Source organism: Pontibacter mangrovi (assembly GCF_006385705.1).
GTDB classification, from domain to species: Bacteria; Bacteroidota; Bacteroidia; order Cytophagales; family Hymenobacteraceae; genus Pontibacter; species Pontibacter mangrovi.
In genome coordinates this window covers 388685-412528 of record NZ_VFRQ01000001.1, presented here as the reverse complement: position 1 = coordinate 412528, position 23844 = coordinate 388685, and the positions used below count along the sequence as shown (strand labels likewise).

23 protein-coding genes and 1 tRNA gene are annotated in these 23844 nt (G+C 50.0%); 19 read left to right on the top strand and 5 right to left on the bottom strand.

Going from position 1 to position 23844, the window contains the following annotated elements; genetic code table 11:
- Nucleotides 1–18: 18 nt before the first annotated feature.
- The 11 genes from tsaD to cphA all read left to right on the top strand — a co-directional run bounded on the left by tsaD (nucleotide 19) and on the right by cphA (nucleotide 11199).
- Nucleotides 19–1026 (top strand): tRNA (adenosine(37)-N6)-threonylcarbamoyltransferase complex transferase subunit TsaD, encoded by a 1008-nt coding sequence (tsaD, locus tag FJM65_RS01850; protein WP_140618820.1) that lies wholly within the window; start codon nucleotides 19–21, stop codon nucleotides 1024–1026.
- Between the two features lie 83 nt (nucleotides 1027–1109).
- Nucleotides 1110–1529 (top strand): thioesterase family protein, encoded by a 420-nt coding sequence (locus FJM65_RS01845; protein WP_140618818.1) that lies wholly within the window; start codon nucleotides 1110–1112, stop codon nucleotides 1527–1529.
- Nucleotides 1530–1997, top strand: a complete 468-nt coding sequence (gene smpB, locus FJM65_RS01840) for an SsrA-binding protein SmpB (protein WP_140618816.1) — start codon at nucleotides 1530–1532, stop codon at nucleotides 1995–1997.
- A 145-nt stretch (nucleotides 1998–2142) separates the two neighbouring features.
- Nucleotides 2143–2919, top strand: a complete 777-nt coding sequence (locus FJM65_RS01835) for a C40 family peptidase (protein ID WP_239022788.1) — start codon at nucleotides 2143–2145, stop codon at nucleotides 2917–2919.
- Between the two features lie 81 nt (nucleotides 2920–3000).
- Complete coding sequence (locus FJM65_RS01830; RefSeq protein WP_140618813.1) at nucleotides 3001–3504, top strand: HNH endonuclease; 504 nt, start codon at nucleotides 3001–3003, stop codon at nucleotides 3502–3504.
- Between the two features lie 507 nt (nucleotides 3505–4011).
- Nucleotides 4012–5895, top strand: a complete 1884-nt coding sequence (rpsA, locus tag FJM65_RS01825) for a 30S ribosomal protein S1 (protein WP_140618811.1) — start codon at nucleotides 4012–4014, stop codon at nucleotides 5893–5895.
- Nucleotides 5896–6331: 436 nt separating this feature from the next.
- Complete coding sequence (locus FJM65_RS01820; protein WP_140618809.1) at nucleotides 6332–6994, top strand: hypothetical protein; 663 nt, start codon at nucleotides 6332–6334, stop codon at nucleotides 6992–6994.
- Nucleotides 6995–7083: 89 nt separating this feature from the next.
- Nucleotides 7084–7608, top strand: coding sequence for a hypothetical protein (locus FJM65_RS01815; protein WP_140618807.1), 525 nt, complete (start codon nucleotides 7084–7086; stop codon nucleotides 7606–7608).
- An 83-nt stretch (nucleotides 7609–7691) separates the two neighbouring features.
- Entirely contained in the window at nucleotides 7692–7853 is a 162-nt protein-coding gene (locus tag FJM65_RS21135; protein ID WP_181163608.1) for a hypothetical protein, read from the top strand.
- 331 nt (nucleotides 7854–8184) lie between these two features.
- Nucleotides 8185–8255, top strand: a tRNA-Cys gene (locus FJM65_RS01810).
- A 316-nt stretch (nucleotides 8256–8571) separates the two neighbouring features.
- Entirely contained in the window at nucleotides 8572–11199 is a 2628-nt protein-coding gene (cphA, locus tag FJM65_RS01805; protein WP_140618805.1) for a cyanophycin synthetase, read from the top strand.
- 395 nt (nucleotides 11200–11594) lie between these two features.
- Here cphA and FJM65_RS01800 read toward each other — a convergent pair whose 3' ends face one another.
- Nucleotides 11595–12536, bottom strand: a complete 942-nt coding sequence (locus FJM65_RS01800; RefSeq protein WP_140618803.1) for a GumC domain-containing protein — start codon at nucleotides 12534–12536, stop codon at nucleotides 11595–11597.
- 110 nt (nucleotides 12537–12646) lie between these two features.
- Between FJM65_RS01800 and FJM65_RS01795 the strand changes: the two genes are divergently transcribed.
- Both FJM65_RS01795 and kdsA read left to right on the top strand, forming a co-directional pair.
- Nucleotides 12647–13285 carry a methyltransferase domain-containing protein gene (locus FJM65_RS01795; protein WP_140618801.1) on the top strand — a complete coding sequence of 213 codons (639 nt, stop codon included), beginning with the start codon at nucleotides 12647–12649 and terminating at the stop codon, nucleotides 13283–13285.
- Between the two features lie 143 nt (nucleotides 13286–13428).
- Entirely contained in the window at nucleotides 13429–14238 is an 810-nt protein-coding gene (gene kdsA, locus FJM65_RS01790; RefSeq protein ID WP_140618799.1) for a 3-deoxy-8-phosphooctulonate synthase, read from the top strand.
- Nucleotides 14239–14303: 65 nt separating this feature from the next.
- On the opposite strand, the gene FJM65_RS01785 is transcribed toward kdsA, so the two are convergent.
- The gene (locus FJM65_RS01785) at nucleotides 14304–15089 is read right to left on the bottom strand and encodes an O-methyltransferase (protein ID WP_140618797.1); all 786 of its coding nucleotides are present in this window, start codon (nucleotides 15087–15089) and stop codon (nucleotides 14304–14306) included.
- A gap of 84 nt (nucleotides 15090–15173) precedes the next feature.
- Complete coding sequence (gene apaG / locus FJM65_RS01780; RefSeq protein ID WP_140618795.1) at nucleotides 15174–15560, bottom strand: Co2+/Mg2+ efflux protein ApaG; 387 nt, start codon at nucleotides 15558–15560, stop codon at nucleotides 15174–15176.
- A 99-nt stretch (nucleotides 15561–15659) separates the two neighbouring features.
- Between apaG and ung the strand changes: the two genes are divergently transcribed.
- Nucleotides 15660–16322 (top strand): uracil-DNA glycosylase, encoded by a 663-nt coding sequence (gene ung / locus FJM65_RS01775; RefSeq protein ID WP_140618793.1) that lies wholly within the window; start codon nucleotides 15660–15662, stop codon nucleotides 16320–16322.
- Between the two features lie 112 nt (nucleotides 16323–16434).
- Here the strand turns inward: ung and FJM65_RS01770 are convergent, their stop codons facing one another.
- Nucleotides 16435–17979 carry a hypothetical protein gene (locus FJM65_RS01770; protein WP_140618790.1) on the bottom strand — a complete coding sequence of 515 codons (1545 nt, stop codon included), beginning with the start codon at nucleotides 17977–17979 and terminating at the stop codon, nucleotides 16435–16437.
- 165 nt (nucleotides 17980–18144) lie between these two features.
- Here FJM65_RS01770 and FJM65_RS01765 point away from each other — a divergent pair, with 165 nt between their 5' ends.
- From FJM65_RS01765 to leuB, 4 genes are read left to right on the top strand one after another with little or no spacing between them, the layout of a single operon-like run.
- The gene (locus tag FJM65_RS01765; RefSeq protein WP_140618788.1) at nucleotides 18145–19311 is read left to right on the top strand and encodes a 2-isopropylmalate synthase; all 1167 of its coding nucleotides are present in this window, start codon (nucleotides 18145–18147) and stop codon (nucleotides 19309–19311) included.
- A 1-nt stretch (nucleotide 19312) separates the two neighbouring features.
- A complete protein-coding gene (gene leuC / locus FJM65_RS01760; RefSeq protein ID WP_140618785.1) occupies nucleotides 19313–20707 on the top strand; it encodes a 3-isopropylmalate dehydratase large subunit in 1395 nt (464 codons plus the stop codon).
- On the top strand, nucleotides 20707–21303 hold the full coding sequence (gene leuD, locus FJM65_RS01755; RefSeq protein WP_140618783.1) for a 3-isopropylmalate dehydratase small subunit: 597 nt from the start codon (nucleotides 20707–20709) through the stop codon (nucleotides 21301–21303). The genes leuC and leuD overlap by 1 nt, the downstream gene beginning before the upstream one ends.
- Nucleotides 21291–22409: a 3-isopropylmalate dehydrogenase gene (leuB, locus tag FJM65_RS01750; RefSeq protein WP_140618781.1), complete on the top strand. Its 1119-nt coding sequence runs from the start codon at nucleotides 21291–21293 to the stop codon at nucleotides 22407–22409. Before leuD ends, leuB begins: the two co-directional genes overlap by 13 nt.
- Nucleotides 22410–22547: 138 nt before the next feature.
- Here leuB and FJM65_RS01745 read toward each other — a convergent pair whose 3' ends face one another.
- Nucleotides 22548–23315 carry a LolA-like protein gene (locus FJM65_RS01745; RefSeq protein ID WP_140618779.1) on the bottom strand — a complete coding sequence of 256 codons (768 nt, stop codon included), beginning with the start codon at nucleotides 23313–23315 and terminating at the stop codon, nucleotides 22548–22550.
- Between the two features lie 122 nt (nucleotides 23316–23437).
- Here FJM65_RS01745 and arsC point away from each other — a divergent pair, with 122 nt between their 5' ends.
- Entirely contained in the window at nucleotides 23438–23779 is a 342-nt protein-coding gene (gene arsC, locus FJM65_RS01740) for an arsenate reductase (glutaredoxin) (protein WP_140618777.1), read from the top strand.
- The last annotated feature ends 65 nt before the right edge of the window (nucleotides 23780–23844 follow it).

The window sequence follows — 23844 nt, the reverse complement described above, 5'->3', positions numbered from 1 at the left end:
ACTGTTCTTTTTCCAAAGATGACCGAACCTACAATCTTAGCGATAGAATCTTCTTGCGACGAGACCTCCGCCGCGGTAATCCGTGGGGGCAAGGTATTGTCTAACATCGTAAACACACAGGCCGTGCACGAGCAGTATGGCGGTGTGGTTCCTGAGCTGGCTTCCAGAGCCCACCAGCAGAATATCATTCCAGTGGTTTCTCAGGCCTTGCTTACGGCAAATGTAGCAAAAAGTGAGTTAAATGCGGTGGCCTTTACCCGCGGCCCCGGCCTTTTAGGGGCACTTTTAGTTGGCTGCTCCTTTGCCAAGTCGTTTGCGCTTGGTTTGGGTATACCATTAATAGAGGTAAACCACATGCAGGCGCACATTCTGGCCCATTTTATTGAGGAACCTAAACCGCAGTTCCCGTTCCTTTGTTTAACCGTGAGCGGCGGCCATACCCAGATCGTGCTCGTAAAAGACCACCTGGACATGCAGATTATCGGGCAAACCACCGACGATGCCGTGGGCGAGGCCTTCGACAAGACGGCTAAAATGCTGGGCCTGCCATACCCCGGCGGACCGATGCTGGATAGAACAGCCGCCCTGGGCAATCCAAATGCTTTCGAATTTCCGGTGGGAAACATGCCCGAGTATAACTTCTCGTTCAGTGGCATCAAAACCTCTGTTTTATACTTCCTTAGAGATAAAACGAAGGAGAACCCGGATTTTGTGCAGGAGAACCTGGCCGATATTTGCGCCAGCGTGCAGCACACGCTGATCAAGACGCTGCTCAAGAAAATGGTAAAGGCATCGAAGGATTTGGGCATAACGGAAATTGCCATAGCCGGTGGCGTATCGGCTAATTCAGGGCTGCGTAAAGCCATGCAGGAGTATGCAGCAAAGTATAACTGGAATGTGTATATTCCGGCCTTTCAGTATTGCACTGATAATGCAGGTATGATTGCCATGGCAGCTCACTACCAGTACCTTAAAGGCGATTTTGCCACACAGTACGTCAGCCCGGAGCCGAGGTTGAAGTTTTAATTGTTGATTGATACTTGATGTCTTGGTTGAACCAGCGGCTATTTTGTCATAGCATGATAGATGCTATACTTTAACTGATGATTATGAAAGACAACAACCAACAATCAGCAACCAGCAATATCAAACCCGGCGACACCCGTACCTATGTGAAGCACGTAACGGCGGCGGACTTTGCCCGTTTTGAGGATGGGCTGGTGCATGCGGTTTGCTCCACTTTCTCGCTGGCGCAGGCGGCGGAGTGGGCGGGGCGTTTGTTTGTGCTGGAGATGAAGGCGGATGATGAGGAGGGGATAGGCACCTGCCTAACCATTAATCATAAAGCACCTGCTTTTGAGGGGGAGGATGTGGAGATTGTGGCCACGCTTGAGAAGTATGAGGGCAACGAAGTGATCTGCAGCTACACGGCCAAAGTGGGCGAGCGCCTGGTGGCCGACGGAGAAACCGGGCAGAAAATTTTGAAAAAAGAAAAACTGGCGAAAATTTTGACGCCGAAGAAAGTATAAATGGCGAAAGACAAAGACAGAATACAGAAGCACGTTAACATCGTTAACCGCAAAGCCTCTTTCGAGTACCAGTTCCTCGACAAGTATATCGCCGGTGTGATGCTGATGGGAACCGAGATCAAGTCGATACGCGAGGGCAAGGTGAACATGCAGGATGGCTACTGCGTGTTTACGCGCGGCGAGCTGTGGCTGCACAACGTGCACATCTCCACCTATACCGAGGGTACCCACTATAACCACGAGCCCATGCGCGCCCGAAAGCTGTTGCTGAACAAGAGCGAGTTGCGCAAACTGGAGCGCGGCGCTGAGGAACAGGGGGTAACCATCATCCCGATACGCATGTTCATAAACGACCGCGGCTTTGCTAAAGTAGAGGTTGCGCTGGCGAGGGGTAAAAAGCTGTTCGACAAGCGACAAGATATTAAAGAGAAAGACGTGAAACGCGAAATGCAGCGGAGCGGATATTAAAATTGAAGATGTGCAGATGTAGGGCGGTGATGGCAATTCTACTGTGCTTTATACCAAAGTAATACCTGAGTTGTCTTGCATCATACTTTCAAATCCGAAGAAATTTCCAAATCTTCACATCTCCAAATCTTCAAATCAATAGAAAGTGGAATACGGAATAGGAATGCTGAGTGTGGTGCCCATGCGCGCCGAGACATCTGACAAGGCGGAGATCGTAACGCAGCTTACTTTTGGGGAGTGCTACGAGGTGGTGGCGCGCGACGGTAACTGGCTGCAGTTGCAGTTGGCCGCCGACGGCTACCGTGGCTGGATAGACTTTAAGCAGCACACACCAGTATCAGCGGAGTACTACAAGGAGTGGCGCAGCGCGCAGCACCCCCGCGCCATGGACCTGGTGCAGATGGTAAGCAATGCAGAGGTGCGGATTCCGGTAGGCATCGGCTGTTACCTGCCTTTCTTCGACGGGATGAGCATCCGGGTGGGAGAGGAGCGGTACCAATATACCGGCAGAGCCTCTAATCCAGGTACCCACGCAACGCCAGTTCAGCTTTTGAAGGTGGCAAACAACTTTCTGAAGGCGCCATACTTGTGGGGCGGCAAGTCCATCTTCGGCATCGACTGTTCCGGCTTTACGCAGTTGGTGTTCGGTATATGCGGCTACCAGTTACCGCGCGATGCTTACCAGCAGGTAGACCATGGGGAGGAGGTCCATTTCGTGACGCAGGCGCAACCCGGCGACCTGGCCTACTTTTCTAACCCGGAAGGCCGCATTACACACGTTGGCCTGGTGCTGGAGGGGCAGCAGATCATGCATGCGCACGGCGAGGTGCGCATCGATACGCTGGACCACAATGGCATCTATAACGCCGAACGCAAGCGTTACTCCCATAACCTGCGCATAATCAAACGCATACACTTCTAAAATTAGCCAATTTCTTTTGTCTGGTGCTACAGCTTTTCGGTGAATTCCGTAAAAGAGTAGGCGAAAGACGGAAAATTGGCCATGAAAGATAAAGTACTCATCCTAAACCAGGACTTCAGCGCCATTGCTGTTTGTTCTATCCAAAGGGCTTTCCGTTTGGTGTACCTCGATAAGGCAGAGATGGTCACCAAATCTGCCACGGAGATTCTCCATACGGTCAGCACTGCCTATGCGGCTCCTTCCATTATCCGTTTGCAGCGTTATGTGCGCGTGCCCTACTATGGCATTGCCTTAAGCCGACACAACGTAATGCGCCGCGACAACTACAGCTGCCAGTATTGCGGCTCGGTCAAGCACCTGACGCTGGACCACCTGTTGCCGCGCTGCCGCGGGGGAGAGACCAAATGGCAAAACCTGGTGACGGCTTGCTCGCGCTGCAATACCCGCAAAGGCGACCGCACTCCCGAGGAGGCAGGCCTCAAACTGCTGCGCAAACCTACGCGCCCATCCCTGCAAACCTTCCTGCAGCTGCACCTGAACCACAGCAACACCGACTGGAAAGTATACCTCGGAGTAGAGAATTAAGTGTACTTTGTAGTTGCTAATATAATTAGTTGGTTGTAATTAATAATCTGACGTTCAGTTATATTAACTATAAAGTATAAACTGATGCATGAAAGTATAAAATTGATCTCAGAAGTAAGGCTACCCGTTGCTAAACTTGAGCTTTTATGCCGTGTTATTCTTACTCCACTTCGCGTCAACCATTTCCGCCCCCAGCCAAAGTATAAGCTGATCTTACCTAAGCTATAGACCCTTTGCCGATGCTGTGAAGTATAAAGCTGACTCGCTATTTGCCCCATTATCCTTTCTGACCGCTACTAATAACTTTTAGACATCAACTAACTTTCTTAAGGCTCTTACTTAAAGAGGCTTACAATATTTGCCGAGAGTATTATATCTTGATTTTTTTTATTACTTTTGCGGTTCATTCGGTTGAATGAGCCCTGCCAATAGGCAAGGGTATGTATAACTAAACCAAACCGGCCACATTGCTCTAAGCCGGTGGCTACTCAAGAGCAGTAAAACAATATGAGTAATTCTCCAGAAAATTTCGACTGGGACAAGTTTGAGTCTCAGGGTTTCGGCTCTGGCTACAGCCAGGCAGAGAAAGCCGAAATGGAAAAAATGTATGACGACACCCTGACTACCGTACAGGAGCAGGAAGTTGTTAAAGGAACTGTTGTGGGCATCACTGATCGTGACGTGATCCTGAACATCGGTTTCAAATCTGACGGCCTGGTGCCGGTTTCTGAGTTCAGGGATATGCCTGACCTGAAAGCTGGTGACGAGGTTGAAGTGTTCATCGAAGACCAGGAAGACCCGAACGGTCAGCTTATCTTGTCTCGCAAGAAGGCGAAAATCGTTTCTGCCTGGGCTAAGATTTACGACGCGCTTGAGAACGACAACGTTCTGGAGGGTGTGGTTAAGAGAAGAACCAAAGGTGGTCTGATCATGGATATCCATGGTGTGGAGGCCTTCTTGCCAGGTTCACAGATCGACGTGAAGCCAATCCGCGACTTCGACGTGTTCGTAGGCAAGAAAATGGAAGTGAAAGTTGTGAAAATCAACGCCGCTTTCGACAACGTGGTTGTATCTCACAAAGTGCTTATCGAGAAAGACCTGGAGCAGCAGCGTGCCGCTATCCTGAACAACCTGGAGCGTGGTCAGGTACTGGAAGGCGTTATCAAGAACATGACAAACTTCGGTGTGTTCATCGACCTTGGTGGCGTAGACGGTCTGCTTCACATCACAGATATCTCTTGGGGCCGTATCAACCACCCAGAGGAGGTATTGCAGCTTGACCAGAAGGTACAGGTAGTAGTGCTCGACTTCGACGATGACAAGAAGCGTATCTCTCTTGGCATGAAGCAGCTTACGCCGCACCCATGGGATGCACTGCCTGCCGAAATCGAGGTTGGCTCTAAAGTAAAAGGTAAAATCGTTAACGTGGCTGACTACGGCGCATTCCTGGAACTGATGCCAGGCGTTGAAGGTCTGATCCACGTTTCTGAAATGAGCTGGTCGCAGCACCTGCGCAACCCTCAGGACTTCATCAAGCAAGGCGACGAGGTAGAGGCAGTAGTGCTGACACTGGACCGCGAAGAGCGTAAGATGTCTCTGGGCATTAAGCAGCTTACCGAAGATCCTTGGACAAAAGAAGACATTCAGACGAAGTATGCCGTTGGCACGAAGCACACAGGCATCGTTCGTAACCTGACTAACTTCGGTCTGTTCCTGGAACTGGAGGAAGGTGTTGACGGCCTGGTACACGTTTCTGACCTGTCTTGGACGAAGAAGATCAAGCACCCATCTGAGTTTGTGAAAGTTGGCGATAACCTGGACGTAGTTGTTCTGGAGCTGGACGTTACGAACAGAAGACTGGCGTTGGGCCATAAGCAGCTGGAGGAGAACCCATGGGATACGTTTGAGTCTGTATTCAACATCGGTTCGGTACACAAGGCTACCGTGCTTGAGAAGACCGACAGAGGCGCTACACTGGAGCTGCCATACGGCATCGAAGGTTTCTCGTTCCCTAAAGGACTTCAGAAAGAGGACGGTTCTCAGGTAGAGGCAGGCGAGAGCCTTGACTTCAAAGTGACTGAGTTCTCTAAAGATGATCGTAAGATTATCCTTTCTCACGCAGCTACACATTCTGAAGTAGAGTCTGCAAGAGCTGCAAGAGCTACGAAGAAAGCTGCCCCAGCTGGCGAGAAGAAGGAGAAAGCTCCTAAAGTTCAGAAAGAAGCAGAGAACAAGTCAACCCTTGGTGACCTGGATGCCCTTTCTGCCCTGAAAGAGCAGATGCTGGAGAACGAGAAAGAGGCTGGCGTGAAGAAATTAGAGGCTGCCGCTGCCAAAAAAGCGAAAGACTCTAAAGAAGGCGACACTTCTGACGAAGAAAGCAACGCTTAATTAATCTTAAGCTTGTTATACAAAAGAAGGCCCCGGAGCAATCCGGGGCTTTTTTGTTTTTATACTTTTACAATTTATCCATGTAAGGCTGCCAGTTCAAAAGAAGAACTTTCTCCTCCCCGAGCACCAGGTAGATGTGTTCATTAGCGTTTGGAGGAAATAACAAACCTGTGCTACTTCCAGGTACTGAACCAGCATCGACATACCCACACACCACCCATGCCCTGGATAAAATCGTCAGCCCGCTAGATTATCTCTTGCTTTTTGCTACATTAGCTAAAACATATATGCTCATACGCACCTACCTCACCAATACTAAATTTAGGCAGCAGACAAGCCAAAAATTACGCAACAGGAGTTACGTACATAGTGCAGATAAGTGTAAGTTCACGCATATCCAGTAGTTATGTGTCATGCTCATTTATAGAAACAACCAATGAAGCGATTACTGATTCTTTTATTCTTACTGCCAATAATTAGCTGTAACCCAGTAAAGCACAAAGAAACAGAGAATTTGGAAATAATATCGATAGGTAAGTATTCATTCAAGCTTCCAGCTGATTTCAAGCTCATTGAAGAAACTGGAATTGATTCATATGTAGGCAGAATTGAGGGAGATAGTATAAGCTTTTTCTTTGACTACGGTGTGTATTCCAATGAATTGGCTCCTACACCAGAACAGTATCTTGAAGATAGTACATGGGTAAAGTATGCTTCTTACCAATTCATGGAAAGTGGAAAGACATATAATGTTGATATGCTGCCAAAGGGTGATGTTCTATCTATGAGAAAAGCTCATGTTCAAGATAGCCTGAGATGGAAAGGAAGTGAGTATGTAGCAACAGGTAGACATGGGGAGTATATTTTTGATTTTCCCATTTATCTTCCCGAAGAGATAAAGGAACATGACATTTCTGTTGACACGATTGACAATCAATACAGGAAAATAGTAAAGGCAAAGAACCCTAAGATGGGCATAACTGGAATATACATTAAACCCATAAACAGCGATACAGCATTAACTATGGTGGCAGATAGTTTATCTGAAAGTCAACAGGAGTTAGTTGCTAGAATATTATCAACAGTAAGTGTCAAATAAAAAGCAAAACACATAACAAGATGCAGCTATAACCCTCACTATGTTTCGGGCTTCAGCTACACGAGTAACATTGTGGGTAATTTATAAGAATGAAAATATTCTATAAAGTATTAGGACTACTGATAATCGATGTAGTTCTAATTTGGTTCTGGGTGAAAAAAATGGACCCTGACCCAAGTGTGTCGATTGGAGTGCTACTATTCGTTCCATTCGTCTTTACCCTAAACTTAATAATAGCTGCTATTCTTTTCCTAATCAAAAGAAGGGAATACGTTAATCTATTTCTTATAAATTCAATAGCTTCATCAATAATAATGTTCTACCTCTTTGGTGAAGGGATAAAAAGACACCAAAGGAATCGATTAGAGAGTTGGGAGTTTGTGAAGGCTGACACGACATTTCAGATCATCAGGTGGAAAAAAGAAAATGAGTTCAGTATGTCATACAGCACAGACCCAGGCTCTTCGACTGGATTCTTAGATGGAAAATGTGAAAAGGAGAACGAGGGGTTTACCCTTTCCACAGATTCTACTCTGTATAGAATAAAAGACAATTACCTGATAGGGTTTAGGAAAGCTAATGACAGAATCAAACTTAAGAAAATAATAGAATAAAACTCCACACAACATAGTAAAAAAGTCAGCTTCGGCCGACGGCCTTGCCGACTTTTTTACTATCCGATACGTCATTTCCTAGAATGAAAAAGGGACAAAAATTCATACTTGCAACTTTCAATGGAACAACAACTCCTGCCAAAGATTGTGAGAAGCATGCGAATTACTGGAAGTTAATCCAAGAAGAAGGTACAGTAACAAGTTTTGCAGAAGACATGGGGTTTCCAGACAAAAACAGAGTTTAATTTCAATTTGACTGTGATGTAAAAGCTCGTGGTCTTGAATGCCATAATGAAGAATCGAATGCTCTATGGATAATAAAGACAGACCTGCAAGAGATATCATAAATAGTCTTTCAACTGAGTACAACCTTTAGACTCAGCTACCATTTCCTATAGCTGCACGAGTTACCTGAAGGTGGATCAACTCGAAACCTATGACCAGCAAAATTATTTTGCTTCTACAACAATATGACCATCAGTTTATTGGAGTGGACGTGCTATGGGCTTACAAAAAATAACCTCCTAAACTTTGACAAGTATACATCCCTGTGTATATTTGCACTCCCAATCACACGGTAACGTGGCCGAGTGGCTAGGCTCAGCTCTGCAAAAGCTGCTACAGCGGTTCGAATCCGCTCGTTACCTCTAATCCCCGCTAAAACAGCTAGCGGGGATTTTTTTTTTGCACCACCCCAAGTGCTTTCCTTCGTCTTCGCCTCTTTAATTTTCCGCATCAGGCCCTAATCTTTTAGCATCTAAATCCGTAAAGTGCCTTAACCAAAAGTACGGTTGTAAAGTATAGCCAGGCTATTCAGCGGCTTTAGGAGGAGCATCACCTAAACTGCTATGGCAACAGGCATACTGTCAAACGTCCGGCTGACGCGTTAGCCACTGTACAGAAAGAAAGAATGGGTAAATGCGCCCTAAAGTGTAAAAGCACGGCTTATACAGCAAGAAACGAATGAAAATCACTGATTTGCGCATTATGCGCGGACCAAACTACTGGTCAGTTAAACACCCGAAGCTTATCGTCCTACAACTGGCACTTGATGAGTTTAGCCAGGTTCCTACAAATGAAATCCCGCACCTCTTGTCCCGCCTCAAAACCATATTCCCTAGCATGCAGCGCCACCGCGCCGCAGAGGGTGTGGAAGGAGGCTTCTTTAAATCTGTAGAGGAAGGCACCTCGTTAGGCCATGTGGTGCAGCATGTAGCCCTGGAACTGCAAACGCTGGCAGGTATGGAGAGTGGCTATGGCCGCTGCTACCCTGCCCATGAGGAAGGAGGCATGGTAGTCGTTTTCTCTTACCAGGAGGAGAGGGCCGGAGAGTATGCCGCCTATGCCGCTGTACGCATAACAAATGCGTTGGTGAGCGGAGAAAAGTATAAGCTTGCTGACGACATTGCACGCCTGCACGATATCCGGGAGGATGAGTATTTTGGTCCCAGCACCTATTCTATCGTGTCGGAGGCTGTGAGCCGCGGCATTCCATACATCCGCCTGAACCGCCACTCGCTCATACAGCTGGGCTACGGCGTTAACCAAAAGCGCATCCAGGCTACCATGACCTCAGGTACTGCCTGTTTTGCCGTGGAGATTGCCGGCGACAAAAATGCCACGAAAGACATACTGGACGAAGCGGGCGTGCCGGTACCCAAAGGGCGCACGATTTATAGTATGGCGGAGCTGAAAGAGGCAATTGATTGGCTGGGCTTTCCGGTGGTGACCAAGCCTTTGGACGGTAACCACGGGAAAGGGGCCACCATCAACATCACCAACCTGAAAGATGCCCAGAAAGGCTTTACCGAAGCCAGGAAGTTCTCGCAGGGGGTTATCATGGAGCAGTATATTCAAGGATTTGATTTCAGGCTGCTGGTGATAAACGGCAAATTTGTGGCCGCTGCCAAGCGTACGCCTGCCATGGTGACCGGCGATGGCATTTCTACGATAAAGCAGCTGGTAGAGAAAGAAAACAAGGACCCTAGACGGGGAATTGGCCATGAAAAGGCACTCACGAAAATAAAGCTGGACAAGCATACCCTGAACATCCTGAAGCAGTTGAACCTGACCACCAAAAGCATATTGCCGGCAGGAGAGGAGCTATACCTGAAAAGCACCGCCAACATCAGCACAGGTGGCACTGCCACGGACGTGACCGACCTGGTTGACCCTTATAATATATTGATGGCGGAGCGCATTGCAGGGCTTATTGGGCTGGACATTTGTGGCATTGACGTGATGACCACCGACATTGCTATCCCATTGAACGAGACGCGCGGTGCCGTGCTGGAGGTAAATGCCGCCCCAGGCTTCCGGATGCACATTTCGCCAACCTATGGCTTGCCGCGCAACGTGGCTGAGCCAGTGGTAGACATGCTTTTTCCGCGCACTAAGCCCGCTCGCATTCCCATTATAGCCATTACAGGTACCAACGGTAAAACCACTACCACACGCCTGGTTGCACACATGGTAAAGCACAAAGGCTACCAGGTGGGCTATACTACCACCGAAGGCATCTACATACAAGACAAGTTACTGGAGAAGGGGGATACGACCGGCTCCTACAGCGCACAGTTCGTGCTGAAAGACCCGACCGTTAATTTTGCGGTACTGGAGTGCGCCCGAGGCGGCATGCTGCGCTCCGGACTTGGCTTTGAGCAATGCGACATCGGTATTGTGACCAACGTCAGCTCAGACCACCTGGGCCTTGGAGGCATCCATACATTAGAAGAACTGGCCCGCCTGAAGTCGGTTGTGCCCCGCAGCGTGAGCAAAGACGGCTATGCCATCCTTAATGCCGATGACGACCTGGTATATGCCATGGCCGAGGAAGTGGAATGCAAGGTGGCCTTCTTTAGTATGGATGAGGAAAACCCGCGTATTCTAAAGCACATTGCCAAAGGAGGGCTGGCAGCGGTATACGAGAACGGTTATATCTCCATCTTTAAAAACAGCTACAAAATTCGCATCGACCGCGTGGCGGATGTGCCGCTGACGTTTGGGGGCAAAGCCCGGTTTAACATTGAGAACATTCTGGCCGCTACGCTGGCCGGCTACATCTCGCATTTCGAGGTGGAGGAGATTAAGACCTCGCTGCGCACGTTCATCCCATCGCCGAGTAAAACGCCTGGCCGCATGAACCTGTTTAAGTTTCCGGAGTTTGAGGTGCTGGTGGACTATGCGCACAACGTGGGCGGTCTGAAAGCCATCGGCGACTATATGAATGCGCTGGAGGTGAGCAAGAAAATAGGCATAGTGGCTGCTGTAGGCGACCGCCGGGAGGAAGACTTTTATGAAATAGGGCGTGTTTCGGGTGAGATCTTTGACGAAGTGATTGTAAGGCTCGACTCAGACTTGCGTGGCAAAACTGCGCAGGAAATTTTAGGCCCGGTGCTGCAGGGCGTGAAGGACACTGCCCCGCATAAGGTTGTGCGGCAGATACCAGAAGAAATGCGAGCTATTGCCTTTGCCCTGGAGAACGCCGAGCCCGGTTCCATTGTAGCTATTTTTACAGAAGATGTGCACGAATCAGTGAAAATGGTAGAGAGTTTCAAGGTAATTCAGGATCGTAAGCTTTTTGCAGAATAAAGTGGTGTTTGCGCCGTTAGATAATCAAAAGAAGAAATAAATACATGTGAACGATGGACTAAAGCCCCTGCCCCAGGTTAGGGCTTTTTTTATTGTCCCTGCTACCAACCGTAATTCATACTTTCCTCTACGTTATAACCCTTGAACCTTTACCTTCTGAAAGTGCGCCATCAACAAATCTTCTGAATGGCTGGAGCTTAAACCCGCCCATAATCCTTACAAGCGTGGAATCAGTCTGCAGAAGTATAACGACTGGATGCATAAACCAACAAATAAGCAGTTTTCATGTAGAATTTATGCCGCAAGTAGTACAGGAGCAAAGTCTACACATAAAAAAAGCCCCTGCCTTGTTGGGGCAGGGGCTGCATACTTTGGCTTGGCTAAATTTTCATTGGCTATTTCAGCACGAAAGTTGTTTTGCCGATCAGGAAGCCGTCAGTGTAAAGCTCTACAGTGTGCTGGCCTTTTTTATAGGCGGCGTTTTTATCATAGGTAAAGCTCAGCGCCTGCTGGGTGTTGTCGAAAACAAAATCACGCTTGGCAGTATAGTACATGTCCTCACCATCTACCTGGAAAGTGCCCGAGCCGGTTGAAAAGTTATACAGGGCAGCACCATCTGGCTCTATCAGTCGCAGATAAACAGTCTTAGGCTCTTTTGGAGCTACATCATTCTTGGCAAGCTTAAAGTCGATGCGAAGCTTATCAACCCGCTTGGCTTTGTATTCATTGTCGTTATCGTCTTTCTCTTTGCCGCGCTGGTTAATAATGTTTACATTAATGCTCTGTGCCTCCAGTTTTGAGGCAATCCGTACCTGCTCGTTCAGCTGTTCGTTCGTGGAGCGCATGGTGGTCAGGCTGTCTGCCATGCGGGTTTGGGTGGTCTTCAGGTCTGTGTTCTCTGTAAACAGCACCTCGTTGTCCTGCTTCAGGCGCGCAATTTCGTCGTCCTTGTCCTTCAGCTGCTTTTCAAACGCGGAAGCCCTGTCGCGGAAACGGCGCTGGTCTGCCAGGCTGTAGCTACGCTTCCGAAAGCCGCGCAGCTCGTCCAGGTCTGCCGCGATGGTGGCAATCTGCGCCTCCAGCGAGTCATTCTCCAGGCCCATGGCAGACAGCTCCTGGCTTTGGCGCTCAAAATCAGCTTTCAGAGCCTCGTATACTTTAATCTGGTTCTCCAGTTCCTTGTTCTTAACATTGATGATCTCAGCCTGCTCTTCGGTTTTCTCCTTTTTCTGATAGTTCATGTAAATCAGAATTCCGTTTATGCTGATGAGCACCACTAACAGGCCTCCAATCAATAATTTGCGGTTACTGCGGTTCTCAGGAGTGTTTGCTGACATATATTACCTCGTTTATGTTTTAATTACCCGTAGTTATGGTTAGCTTTCGTTAAAGTGCTTTTCGAGCGCAAAAGTCAAATATATACAATTGGTTTTATAATTGAAGACAGATGAGCCAAGATTTTGATGCAGACTACTGGCAGCAGCGGTATGAGCAGAACCAAACCGGATGGGATGTTGGACAGATAACGGAGCCACTGAAAGAATATTTTGATCAGCTGGAAAACAAAAGGCAGCTTATTTTGATTCCGGGGGCAGGCAATGCTTATGAGGCCGAATACCTGTTCCGGAAAGGCTTCTCGGAAGTATACGTGGCGGATGTGGCGGCAGCCCCGCTTCAAAACCTGAAGCAGCGGATTCCGGAGTTCCCGGCAAGTCACCTGCTGCGCCAGAACTTTTTTTCGCTGCAAGGAAAGTTCGACCTGATGGTGGAGCAGACTTTTTTCTGTGCCCTGCACCCAAGCCACCGCGCTGCTTATGCCCGTAAGTGCGCAGAGCTCCTGCAACCCGGTGGCAGGCTTGCGGGGCTTCTTTTTGATACGACTTTTACGAAGCCGGGCCCGCCCTTTGGGGGCAGCCGCCAAGAGTATAAATCATACTTTGAGCCATTCTTTGAGTTCCTGCATTTCGAAACGGCCTATAATTCCATCCTGCCGCGGCAGGGCAAGGAGCTATTTATAGAACTAAGAGCGTTGGATAAAAAGGACTGGAAGCCTTCAAAGTATGTACCTGTAGGGAACAGCCGATGAGAAAAGCAGGTTAAATTTTGCTTCACAACGATGGAGTTATGTTCGCAAATTGTGTAAGCTAAATTCAAAATTTTGTCTTTCTAACCCTGTAACTCTTATTACCTTTGCAGTGCCGAGAAGGCGATACTAAAGTATGAACACCTATGTTTGAGATTCCAAAGTTAAAGTATACCGATAGCGGCAACTTCTTTTTAATGGCCGGTCCCTGCGCTATAGAGGGCGAGGACATGGCGATGGAAATTGCCGAGCGCATCAAAACGATTACAGATAAGTTGCAGATCCCGTGGATTTTTAAAGGGTCTTATCGCAAAGCCAACCGCTCGCGCCTTGACTCTTTCACGGGAATTGGGGATGAGAAAGCCCTGCGCATTCTGCAGAAAGTGGGGCAGGAGTTTGACGTGCCTACTGTAACCGATATCCATGAAAGCGGCGAGGCTGCCATGGCTGCTGCCTACGTGGACGTGCTGCAGATTCCGGCTTTCCTCTGCCGCCAAACCGATTTGTTGGTGGCGGCTGCCGAAACAGGAAAAGTAGTCAACATTAAAAAAGGGCAGTTCCTGTCTGGCGATGCTATGCGCTTTGCCGTGGATAAAGTGCGGGAGTCGGGCAATGAGAAAGTGATTCTGACGGACCGCGGCAACAGCTTTGGCTATTCCGACTTGGTGGTGGACTATCGGAACATTCCTGCCATGCAGGCTACTGGCGCACCAGTGGTGATGGATATCACGCACTCTTTGCAGCAGCCAAACCAAAGCTCAGGCGTTACGGGCGGTAAGCCAGCCTTGATCGAAACGATTGCCAAAGCGGCCATTGCCGTAGGGGCAGATGGCCTTTTCATCGAAACGCACCCGCAGCCAAGTATAGCCAAATCAGACGGAGCCAACATGCTGCCGCTGGACCAACTGGAAGGGCTGATGCAGAAACTAATCCGAATTAGAGAGGCGGTTCGATAGGGGGAAGCACGTATCAGGTAGCATGGTTCAAGTCCATAAGATCATGCTACCTGATACGTGCTACTTTAAAAATTCAGTGTAAAGTGCTCCTCAGGCTGCTGCGGCCGGAAAAACACCAGCCCGATAAAGAACAAATCTATAGTTTGCCGCACCTGCGGATGGTGCTTTATTTCTTGCCAGGCCCGCTTCATTTCCGCAGACCAGTAAATATCATCCAGCACCAGTACAGTGTTTTCGTGGCTTTTTGCCAAGCAGCTTTCAAAGTAGCGCAGTGTGGGCTCGTAGCGGTGGTTGCCGTCCAGAAATGCAAAATCCAGCTTCTCTAGCTGCTCCAACTGCGGCACAAGCGTCTCGTCCAGGTTTCCTTCTATAAGCTGTATGTTGCTGTAGCCGTTCTTTTTAAAGCCTTCCTTGGCTACTTGGCCAATACTAGGGCATCCCTCAAAAGTATAAATTTGAGCTTCTTTCCGGGCTTCTGCCAAGTAAGAGGTTGTCATGCCCAACGATGTGCCAAGCTCCAGGATTGTCTCCGGCTGGAAGCGGTTCACCAGCCGAAACAGCAATTGTGCATACTTAGCGGGCTTGGCAGAGGTGCGGGCGATGTCTTTTACTTTCCTCGTATTCCTGTTAATACTTCTGGAGCCGGCGCCGAAATCCGTCACCTGCAACTGACGGTCGTCGTGCAGCAGCTCCTGGCGCAGTGCCTCCACGTTGTCGTAAGCCTGAAAGTGGCCCGTGTGGTGCAGCACGTTGTGGTACAGATCAAAAACGAAAGGGGAATGTACGCCGTGCAGCTTAAGCGCGCGTACGCGGTACAGCAGGTAGTCAGCAGCTAATCTTAGGTCAGGCACAAGAGCAGGTTTGGGGGCAGGGCGTAAAGTATAAAGTTAGTGGCGCAGTGCTTTTGCAACGTATAATATTGATAGCGCCGGCGCTTAATTGAGCTTGTAAGGGACCACCAGCGTGAATTCCGGTATGGTTACGTCAAACTTTCGGCCATCTACCAGGCGCTCCATCAGGTAAGTGCCGCGCATTTTGCCTATGCCCGTCTTCAGGTTGCAGCCAGACACATACTCGTGCATCTCGCCGGGCTCCAGGGTAGGCTGCTGGCCTACCACGCCTTCTCCTTCCACCTCGCGCATCTGGCCGGTGGCATCATGTATGTACCAGTGCCGCCGCAGCAGCTTTACGGTAAACTCACTATTGTTCTCTATCTTTATCCTGTAGGCAAAAACAAAGTGCTGCTGTACCGGGCTCGAGTAGTCCGGCAAGTAGTTGGTGGTAACCGTAATTTTTACACCTTCCGTTGTTTTTGTATCCATGTTCCAGAGTTTTTTGTATACTTAGAAACCATTGTGGGGGCTAAGCTGCGGCAGCGAACCTTGGTCCCTAATTCCTAAACCCAACAAGCCCGTCAACCCATGCATGTAAAGATAGAAGAAAGCTGGCAAAATATCTTACAAGATGAATTCGAAAAGCCATACTTTAAAGAGCTGGTTTCATTTGTAAAAGACGAATACGCCTCCCAAAAAGTTTATCCGGCAGGTAACCAGATCTTTAATGCGTTTGAACTGTGCCCTTTTGATAAAGTGGAAGTCGTTATTTTGGGCCAGGATCCTTACCACGGGCCAAACCAGGCCAACGGGCTGGCATTTTCCGTGAACGACCAGGTGCGCACGCCGCCTTCGCTCCTCAATATATTCAAGGAAATAAAAAGCGACTTGGGCAAAGACCTGCCGCCAAACGGAAACCTGGAGCGGTGGGCAAAACAGGGGGTTCTGCTGCTAAACGCCACCCTCACAGTGAGGGCCGGAAACGCAGGCTCGCACCAGCGGAAAGGGTGGGAGGAGTTTACCGATGCCGTGGTGCAGAAGGTGAATGCTCTGAAAGAAAACGTCGTGTTTATGCTGTGGGGCGCTTATGCGCAGAAAAAAGGCGCTTTTATAGATGAGCGGAAGCACCTGGTACTGCGGGCGGCGCACCCCTCTCCGTTTGCTGCCGACCGTGGCTTTTTCGGGAGCCGCCACTTTAGCAAAGCTAACAAGTACCTGGAGGAGCACGGCAAGAAGCCTATCGACTGGTAGATTTCTTTTTAGGTATAGCTCCAACTTTATACGTGCCCAGTACCCTCGCCTTGTGCATGCTGGCAAGGGTACTGGGAAGGCACTTTGAATACCTGTGCCTGAAAAAGCCTCGCTACCGCATATGCTTAAACTTTTCCTGCATTACCTGCTGCACCGATAGGTTTCGGATTTTACTGTCGAGCCAGGAAATGATGTCCAGGTACAGGAAGGGGCGCCTGTAAAGCGGATTATCCGAGATCTGCAGCAATTTGTCTTTTAAGTCGGCAAAGGCTGATTTCAACTCTAGGGGCCTGATGTCCGGCAGGCGGCGCAGAAAGTCGCAAATGGCCACCTGCATGGGCTGGCGGTCGTTCATCTTGCCCAAAAAGTGATACACCGATTTTATCTGGTACTCCAGCAGTTCGTCTTTCCCAGCCTCGTAGTGCGCAATCAGGTTCAGGATTCGGGCAAAGCACTGGATATCCTCCCGCAAACTCACGTCTTTGTAATGGATGACCTTCTCCAGGTAAAGTATGGTACTGTTATAATCGCCGCTGCCAAAGTATAAACAGCCGATTTTGTAGTAGAAAACCAGCTGCCGGTGCGGGTCCAGCTGCTGCTGAAAAACGTTCAGGTTTCGCCTGATCTCCGGCACAATCTTCAGCCCTTCCGAAAATTTGCCCTCCATAAAATAGGCATTAATGCGGTTGGTGTAGATGTAGAGGAACAGCAGCGTTTCGATGTTGGGGCTGCTGCGCCGGTTGCTGTCTGCCGCAAAGTCTTCCAGCTTTTGCAGGGCCTCTTTAAATTTACTGTAATACAGCATGTTGTACAAAGCCAGCAGCAGGTTGTGTAGCCCTTTGATGTAATTGGTGGTCTGCTGCAGCTTCATCTGAGGCTCCTCCTCAAACAAATCGACCCACTTTTGCGCGTATCGGTAGCATGCCTTAAAGTCCTGCAGAATATAATTATACCATACCTGCGACTGGTAAAAGGAGAGCTTTTCGGAGAATGTCGCCTGTTTGGGGTCGAGCTGCGGCACGTTGGCGTTGAAAAACTCAGTCAACTTATCTAGCTCTTCTTGGTTTCGGGCATGCCCCAGTTTTATGTACAGGCCATACAAGCGCAGCGCCAAGCTGGAGTTATGGTGTATGCGGCCTAAATGCCCCAGCAGGCTGTCTGCTTCTTCGGTAAGCGCCTCCGCGCGGCCCTCCAGGCTGCGGGTGATATACTGCTGCTCAATTTGTTTCTCAAATGTAAGGGCCGACAGGGCAATGTGCGTGTGAGATGCCTGTTGCGCCGCCACCTTCACCTTCTCCAGCATCTTCAGGCTTTGCTGATACAGCCCTTTATTATAGAGCACGCGCGCGTAGTCCAGCTGCTCATGCAGTTGGATGTCGGGGTTATGGGTGGCGTGATACAGCCGCAGGCTAGCCAGCAGCTGCTTATACAGGTTAGCTTTCTGGTTGGCAAGCTGCGCTTTCTTTATACTCGGCACCTGCCGCAGCACCTGCTCCTCACTATACTGCGCCATACCATCCAGCGCATCAAATAGCTGCAGAAATTTTATATCGCTGCTGGAGCCCTGCCGCGTGGCAAACAGCCGGAAATGGCGCTTCTCGGAGCGTGCCAGCGATTTAATTAACTGAAAAACAGCATCTGTCGAAACGTTAGACATTGTAAACGGTGCAGTTGTAAAATGGTGACTACTAATAACTTAATTTAAAAAAACGGTCTTTTTGAAATAGTAGAAGCGTTTAAAATTTGTTTTTAGCCTCGGTTTAAAAGCCTGTATTTAGAATCAGCTTCAGATGTAAATGTAGTCCGAAAAATTAAAAAAGAGATGTCGGCACAGAAAATTCAAATATTCGATACCACCCTTCGCGACGGCGAGCAGGTGCCTGGTTGTAAGTTAAACAAAGAGGAGAAACTTGTTATTGCGCGTCAGCTGGAAGAACTGGGGGTGGACGTGATCGAAGCTGGTTTTCCGGTGTCGAGCCCAGGCGACTTTGATGCCGTGCGCGCCATTGCCCGCCAGACAAAGCAGGCGACCGTGTGCGGACTGTCGCGAGCAGTAGAGGAGGATATTAGAGTAGCTGCTGAGGCTTTGAAGGAAGCCCGTTACCCACGCCTGCACACCGGCATCGGCACATCGGAATCTCATGTAAAGTATAAACTTCGCCTGACGCAGGAGCAGGTTTTGGAGCGGGCGGTGCAAGCCGTAAAACTGGCAAAGTCTTTTGTAGAAGACGTGGAGTTTTACGCCGAAGACGCCGGCCGCACAGACAATGAATTCTTAGCCAGAATATGCTCAGCGGCTGTAAAGGCAGGGGCCACCGTGCTCAACATTCCGGACACCACGGGATACTGCCTGCCGCAGGAGTATGGCGCAAAAATAAAATATCTATACGAACACGTGGAGGGCATCGAGAATGTATGCCTGTCCACACACTGCCACAACGACCTGGGCCTGGCCACGGCCAACTCTATAGCAGGTGCCATAAACGGTGCCCGCCAGATAGAGTGTACCATAAACGGAGTAGGGGAGCGAGCCGGCAATACAGCCCTGGAGGAAGTGGTCATGATCATGCGTCAGCACCCGTACCTCGACCTGTATACCTCCGTCAATAGCAGACTTCTCACCGAAACATCCACGCTGGTATCACACATGATGCGCATGCCAGTGCAACCTAACAAAGCTATTGTCGGTGCCAATGCTTTCTCCCACTCCAGTGGTATTCACCAGGACGGCGTCATCAAGAACCGCAGCACCTACGAGATCATCGACCCGAAAGAAGTAGGGGTTGACAGCTCGTCCATTGTACTCACGGCCCGGTCTGGCCGCGCTGCGCTGGCTTACAGGCTGCAGAAGCTGGGTTATACTTTAGAGAAAGAGATGCTGGACATCGCTTATACTTCCTTTTTGGCTGTGGCAGATGTAAAGAAAGAGGTGCTGGACCATGACCTGCACCAGTTGGTAGAGGAGAAGAAACTTGTAATGGCAAGCTAGCATGGCAAAAACACTGATAGATAAAATATGGGATGCCCATGTGGTGCGGTCGCTGCCGGGCGGGCAGGATGTGTTTTACATTGACCGCCACCTGATACATGAGGTAACTAGCCCGCAGGCCTTTGATGAGCTGGCAAAACGGAACCTGGGGCTTTACCGGCGCAAGCAGATCGTCGCCACCGCCGACCATAACGTGCCCACGCGCAACCAGCACCTGCCCATCGAGGAGCCGTTGTCGCGCTCTCAGGTTGACAAGCTGACGGAGAACTGCGCCAAGTATGGCGTGGAGCTGTACGGGCTGGGCCACGAGCACCAGGGCATTGTACACGTGATCGGCCCGGAACTCGGACTGACGCAACCAGGCATGAGCATTGTTTGCGGCGATAGCCATACTTCCACGCACGGCGCCTTCGGGGCCATTGCCTTTGGAATTGGCACCAGCCAGGTGGCGCAGGTGATGGCGTCGCAGTGCCTTTTGCTGAGCCGGCCAAAGCGCATGCGCATCAACGTATCGGGCAGTTTGCGCAAAGGCGTGTCAGCCAAAGACATGATCCTGTACATTATTTCGCAGCTAGGCACAGGCGGCGCCACCGGCTATTTTGTGGAGTATGCCGGCCAGGCGGTGCAGGAGCTAAGCATGGAAGGGCGCATGACCGTGTGCAACATGAGCATTGAGATGGGAGCCCGCGGCGGCCTGGTAGCACCAGACCATACGACCATTGCCTATTTAAAAGGTCGCAAGTTTGCGCCGCAGGGTGAGCAGTGGGAGAAGGCAGTGGCCTACTGGAGCACGCTTTATTCTGATAAGGACGCCACTTTTGATGTAGAGTATACTTTTCAGGCAGAAGATATTTCGCCCATGATTACCTATGGCACCAACCCTGCCATGGGCATGAGCGTGGGGGAGGCCATCCCTTTATCTACCGCCGAGGTGGATGAGCAGGGCATGCTGAAGTCTTTGGGCTATATGGGCTTTGCCCCCGGTGAGTCGTTGTTGGGCCGCGAGATTACGCACGTGTTTATCGGCAGCTGCACCAATTCCCGCATAGAGGATTTACGGGTGGTGGCCGAGTATGTGAAAGGCAAGCGCAAAGCCAGCCATGTGGAGGCTATTATTGTGCCGGGCTCTAAATTGGTAGAGCAGCAGGCAAAGGCGGAAGGGCTAGACGCTATACTTGCTGAAGCAGGGTTTGAGCTGCGGGAGCCGGGCTGTAGTGCCTGCCTGGCTATGAACGAAGACAAGATTCCGGCGGGCGCATACTGCGTGTCTACCTCGAACCGCAATTTTGAGGGGCGGCAGGGGCCAGGGGCCAGAACGCTGCTGGCCAGTCCGTTGGTAGCGGCCATTACGGCCGTAGAGGGTAAGATTGTGAACATCATGGACTATGTAAACTGATGGATAAGTTTAATGTACTTGAATCCCGGGCGGTGCCGCTGCCCGTGGAGAACATCGATACCGACCAGATAATACCTGCCCGCTTCCTAAAAGCCACCACGCGCGAGGGATTTGGTGAGAACCTCTTTCGTGACTGGCGCTATAACAGCAATGGCAGTCCCAAAGCCGATTTCCCGCTGAACAATAGTCGTTACGGCGGGCAGGTACTGGTTGCCGGTAAGAACTTTGGCTGTGGCTCCAGCCGCGAGCACGCCGCCTGGGCCCTGTATGATGCCGGCTTCAGGGCCGTGATCAGCAGCTATTTTGCCGATATCTTTAAAGGCAATGCCCTGAACAATGGCCTTTTGCCGCTGCAGGTATCTGATAAAGTGCTGCAGCAGCTTCTGGCGCAGGTGCAACAAGACCCTGAAACAAAGCTGATTGTTAACCTGGAACGACAGGAACTGCAGGTGCCAGCACTGGAGCTAACGGTTCCGTTTGAGATTGATGCTTATAAGAAAGAGTGCCTGTTAAACGGGTATGACGATATTGATTTTCTGGTGAGTCAGAAAGAAGCTATTGAAGAATACGAAGCGAGGAGACCATGGGTGTATTAGAAAAGAAGATCGCTGTGCTTCCGGGCGATGGAATCGGACCGGAAGTATGCAATGAGGCAGTGAAAGTGCTGAAGGCCGTAGCCGAGAAGTATAACCATACCTTCAGGTTCAGCTATGCGCTAATGGGCGCCTGTGCCATCGATGAAACCGGCTCGCCGTTGCCGCCCGAAACGCTGGAGGCTTGCCAGGAGGCGGATGCCGTGCTATTAGGGGCCATCGGGGATCCAAAGTATGACCAAAACCCGCACGCCAAGGTAAGGCCGGAGCAGGGGCTGCTTGGGCTCCGCAAAGCGCTGGGCCTGTATGCCAACCTGCGGCCTGTGGTTGCCTACGAAAAACTGTTGGAGCACTCGCCGCTAAAACCAGAGCGAATAGCCGGCACAGACATTCTCATTTTCCGGGAGCTGACCGGCGGGACATACTTTGGCGAGAAGGGCCGAACCGCAGACACGGCTTTTGATACCTGTACCTACAGCCGCGAGGAAGTTGCACGCGTGGCGCACCTTGCCTTCAAGGCAGCGGCCTCACGGCATGGCATTCTCACGCTTGTAGACAAAGCCAATGTGCTGGAAACCTCCAGGCTGTGGCGCGAGGTGGTGCAGGAGATTGCGAAGCAGTACCCGAAAGTAGAGGTCGCTTACTTATTCGTGGACAATGCTGCCATGCAACTGATCCTGAATCCGCGGCAGTTTGACGTGATCCTGACAGAAAATATGTTCGGGGACATTCTTTCGGACGAGGCCTCTGTGATAGGTGGCTCTATCGGGTTGCTGCCCTCCGCCTCTATAGGCGATGGCGTGGCGCTGTTCGAGCCCATACACGGTTCCTTTCCGCAGGCCAAAGGCAAGGGCATTGCCAACCCGATGGCAGCCATACTTTCGGCAGCCATGCTGCTGGACTACCTTAACCTAGCCGAGGAAGCCAAATGCGTGCGCGAGGTGGTGCAGAAAGCCATCAACAGCAACATCCTGACGCAGGAACTGAACAAGAAGTCGCCATACACCACCGAGCAGGTAGGCAGTTTTATTGCCTATACTATACTGGAGGGAGTAGAAGTGGCGCCACACAAAAACAATATCGAGATTGGTCTTAGCACCATCATTTGATAATAATAGTTTTGATTAGTTTTTAATTCCAGATGACTAAGCTGCTACCCTGTGGGTCTCAGTTTTTTTAAAAGAAGTGCTATAGGCTCACCTGCAGCACGAAAAAGCCGCTGATTTGGGTTTCAGCGGCTTTCTTTTTTACCAGCGGGTGTTCGGGAAGTTGTCCGGCTCAAACCAGTCTGAGTTTACTTTCGCCGGGAAGCTGATGTTAAAGTATTCCTCTTTCAGCGTTGTTTTGCCGTCCGTTTTAAAAACGATCTCGGTGGCTACCCAGTTGTGCTCGATTTCCTGGTAATTGTTTATCTCTACGTCGCGCACGGTGCCGCTGTGGTTGGTAACCACGCGCAGCACATACAGCCGCTCTTTATCCACCCAAAACCGATTGCTGCTGGTGTCCTGGTCTGAGGAAGCACCAACCACATATACTTTGCGGCCTTGCCACTCTGTTTCGTGCAGCTTATCAAGGTCAAACTGCAGCTGCTGTAGCTTGGCCACTGTTTCCTTGGGCTGGTAGAAGTATACGTCGAAGCAGAGCAGTACGAGCGGGTGTATTTGCGCGGCTTTTCTTGCCAGGCTGTCGTTTTTAAACTGGTAAACGGAGTCCTGCGAAAAGATAACGCCGTTGCCGCTATCAAACCCCCCGAAGCGGATGTGCAGCTGACCGGGTTGGCTGTAAAGCTCCTGCCATACTTCCTCTTTCATTACTTTGTCGTTTTCGTAAAAGATGGCGCGCTGCTCAAACTGAAAGTTAGGGTACCATTTGCCTTGCCAGCGCTCGTGCATGGCCTTGACCACCTCGTGGCCTGATTTATACTTATGGGAAGAAGAAGTGGCACAGCCCAGCAAAGGCAACAGGCCCAGGCATAGCAGTAATACGCTGCCAGCATTCATCAATTGTTTTTTCATAGTTTTTATACTTGTGCATGTTTATCGGGCTAAATTACATATTTGCCCGGATGTAGTGCTATGTTTTTTGTGGCAGTTCTACTTCTGATTTTGTACCTTCATACCTCTATACTAAACATGATATGCTGAAAATATACCATAACAGCCGCTGCAGCAAAAGCCGGCAGACACTGGACCTAATTAATCAGGCAGGGCAGGAGGCAGAGGTGGTAGAATACCTGAAAACACCTCCCACTGCCGACGAGCTGCGCGTCATCCTGCAGAAGCTGAACATGAAGCCCGAGCAACTGCTGCGCAAAGGCGAGACGGTCTATAAGGATAAGTATAAAGGCAAGGAGTTCACAGACGAGGAATGGATACAGGCCATGGTGGAGCACCCCGTGCTGATCGAGCGCCCGATTGTGGTGAAGGACAACAAAGCCGTGCTGGGCCGCCCACCAGAGAACGTGCTAGATTTATTGTAAGAAGGACAAAGTATAAACTGAAAGAGCATCCCGCGAAGGATGCTCTTTCAGTTTATGGGCAGTAT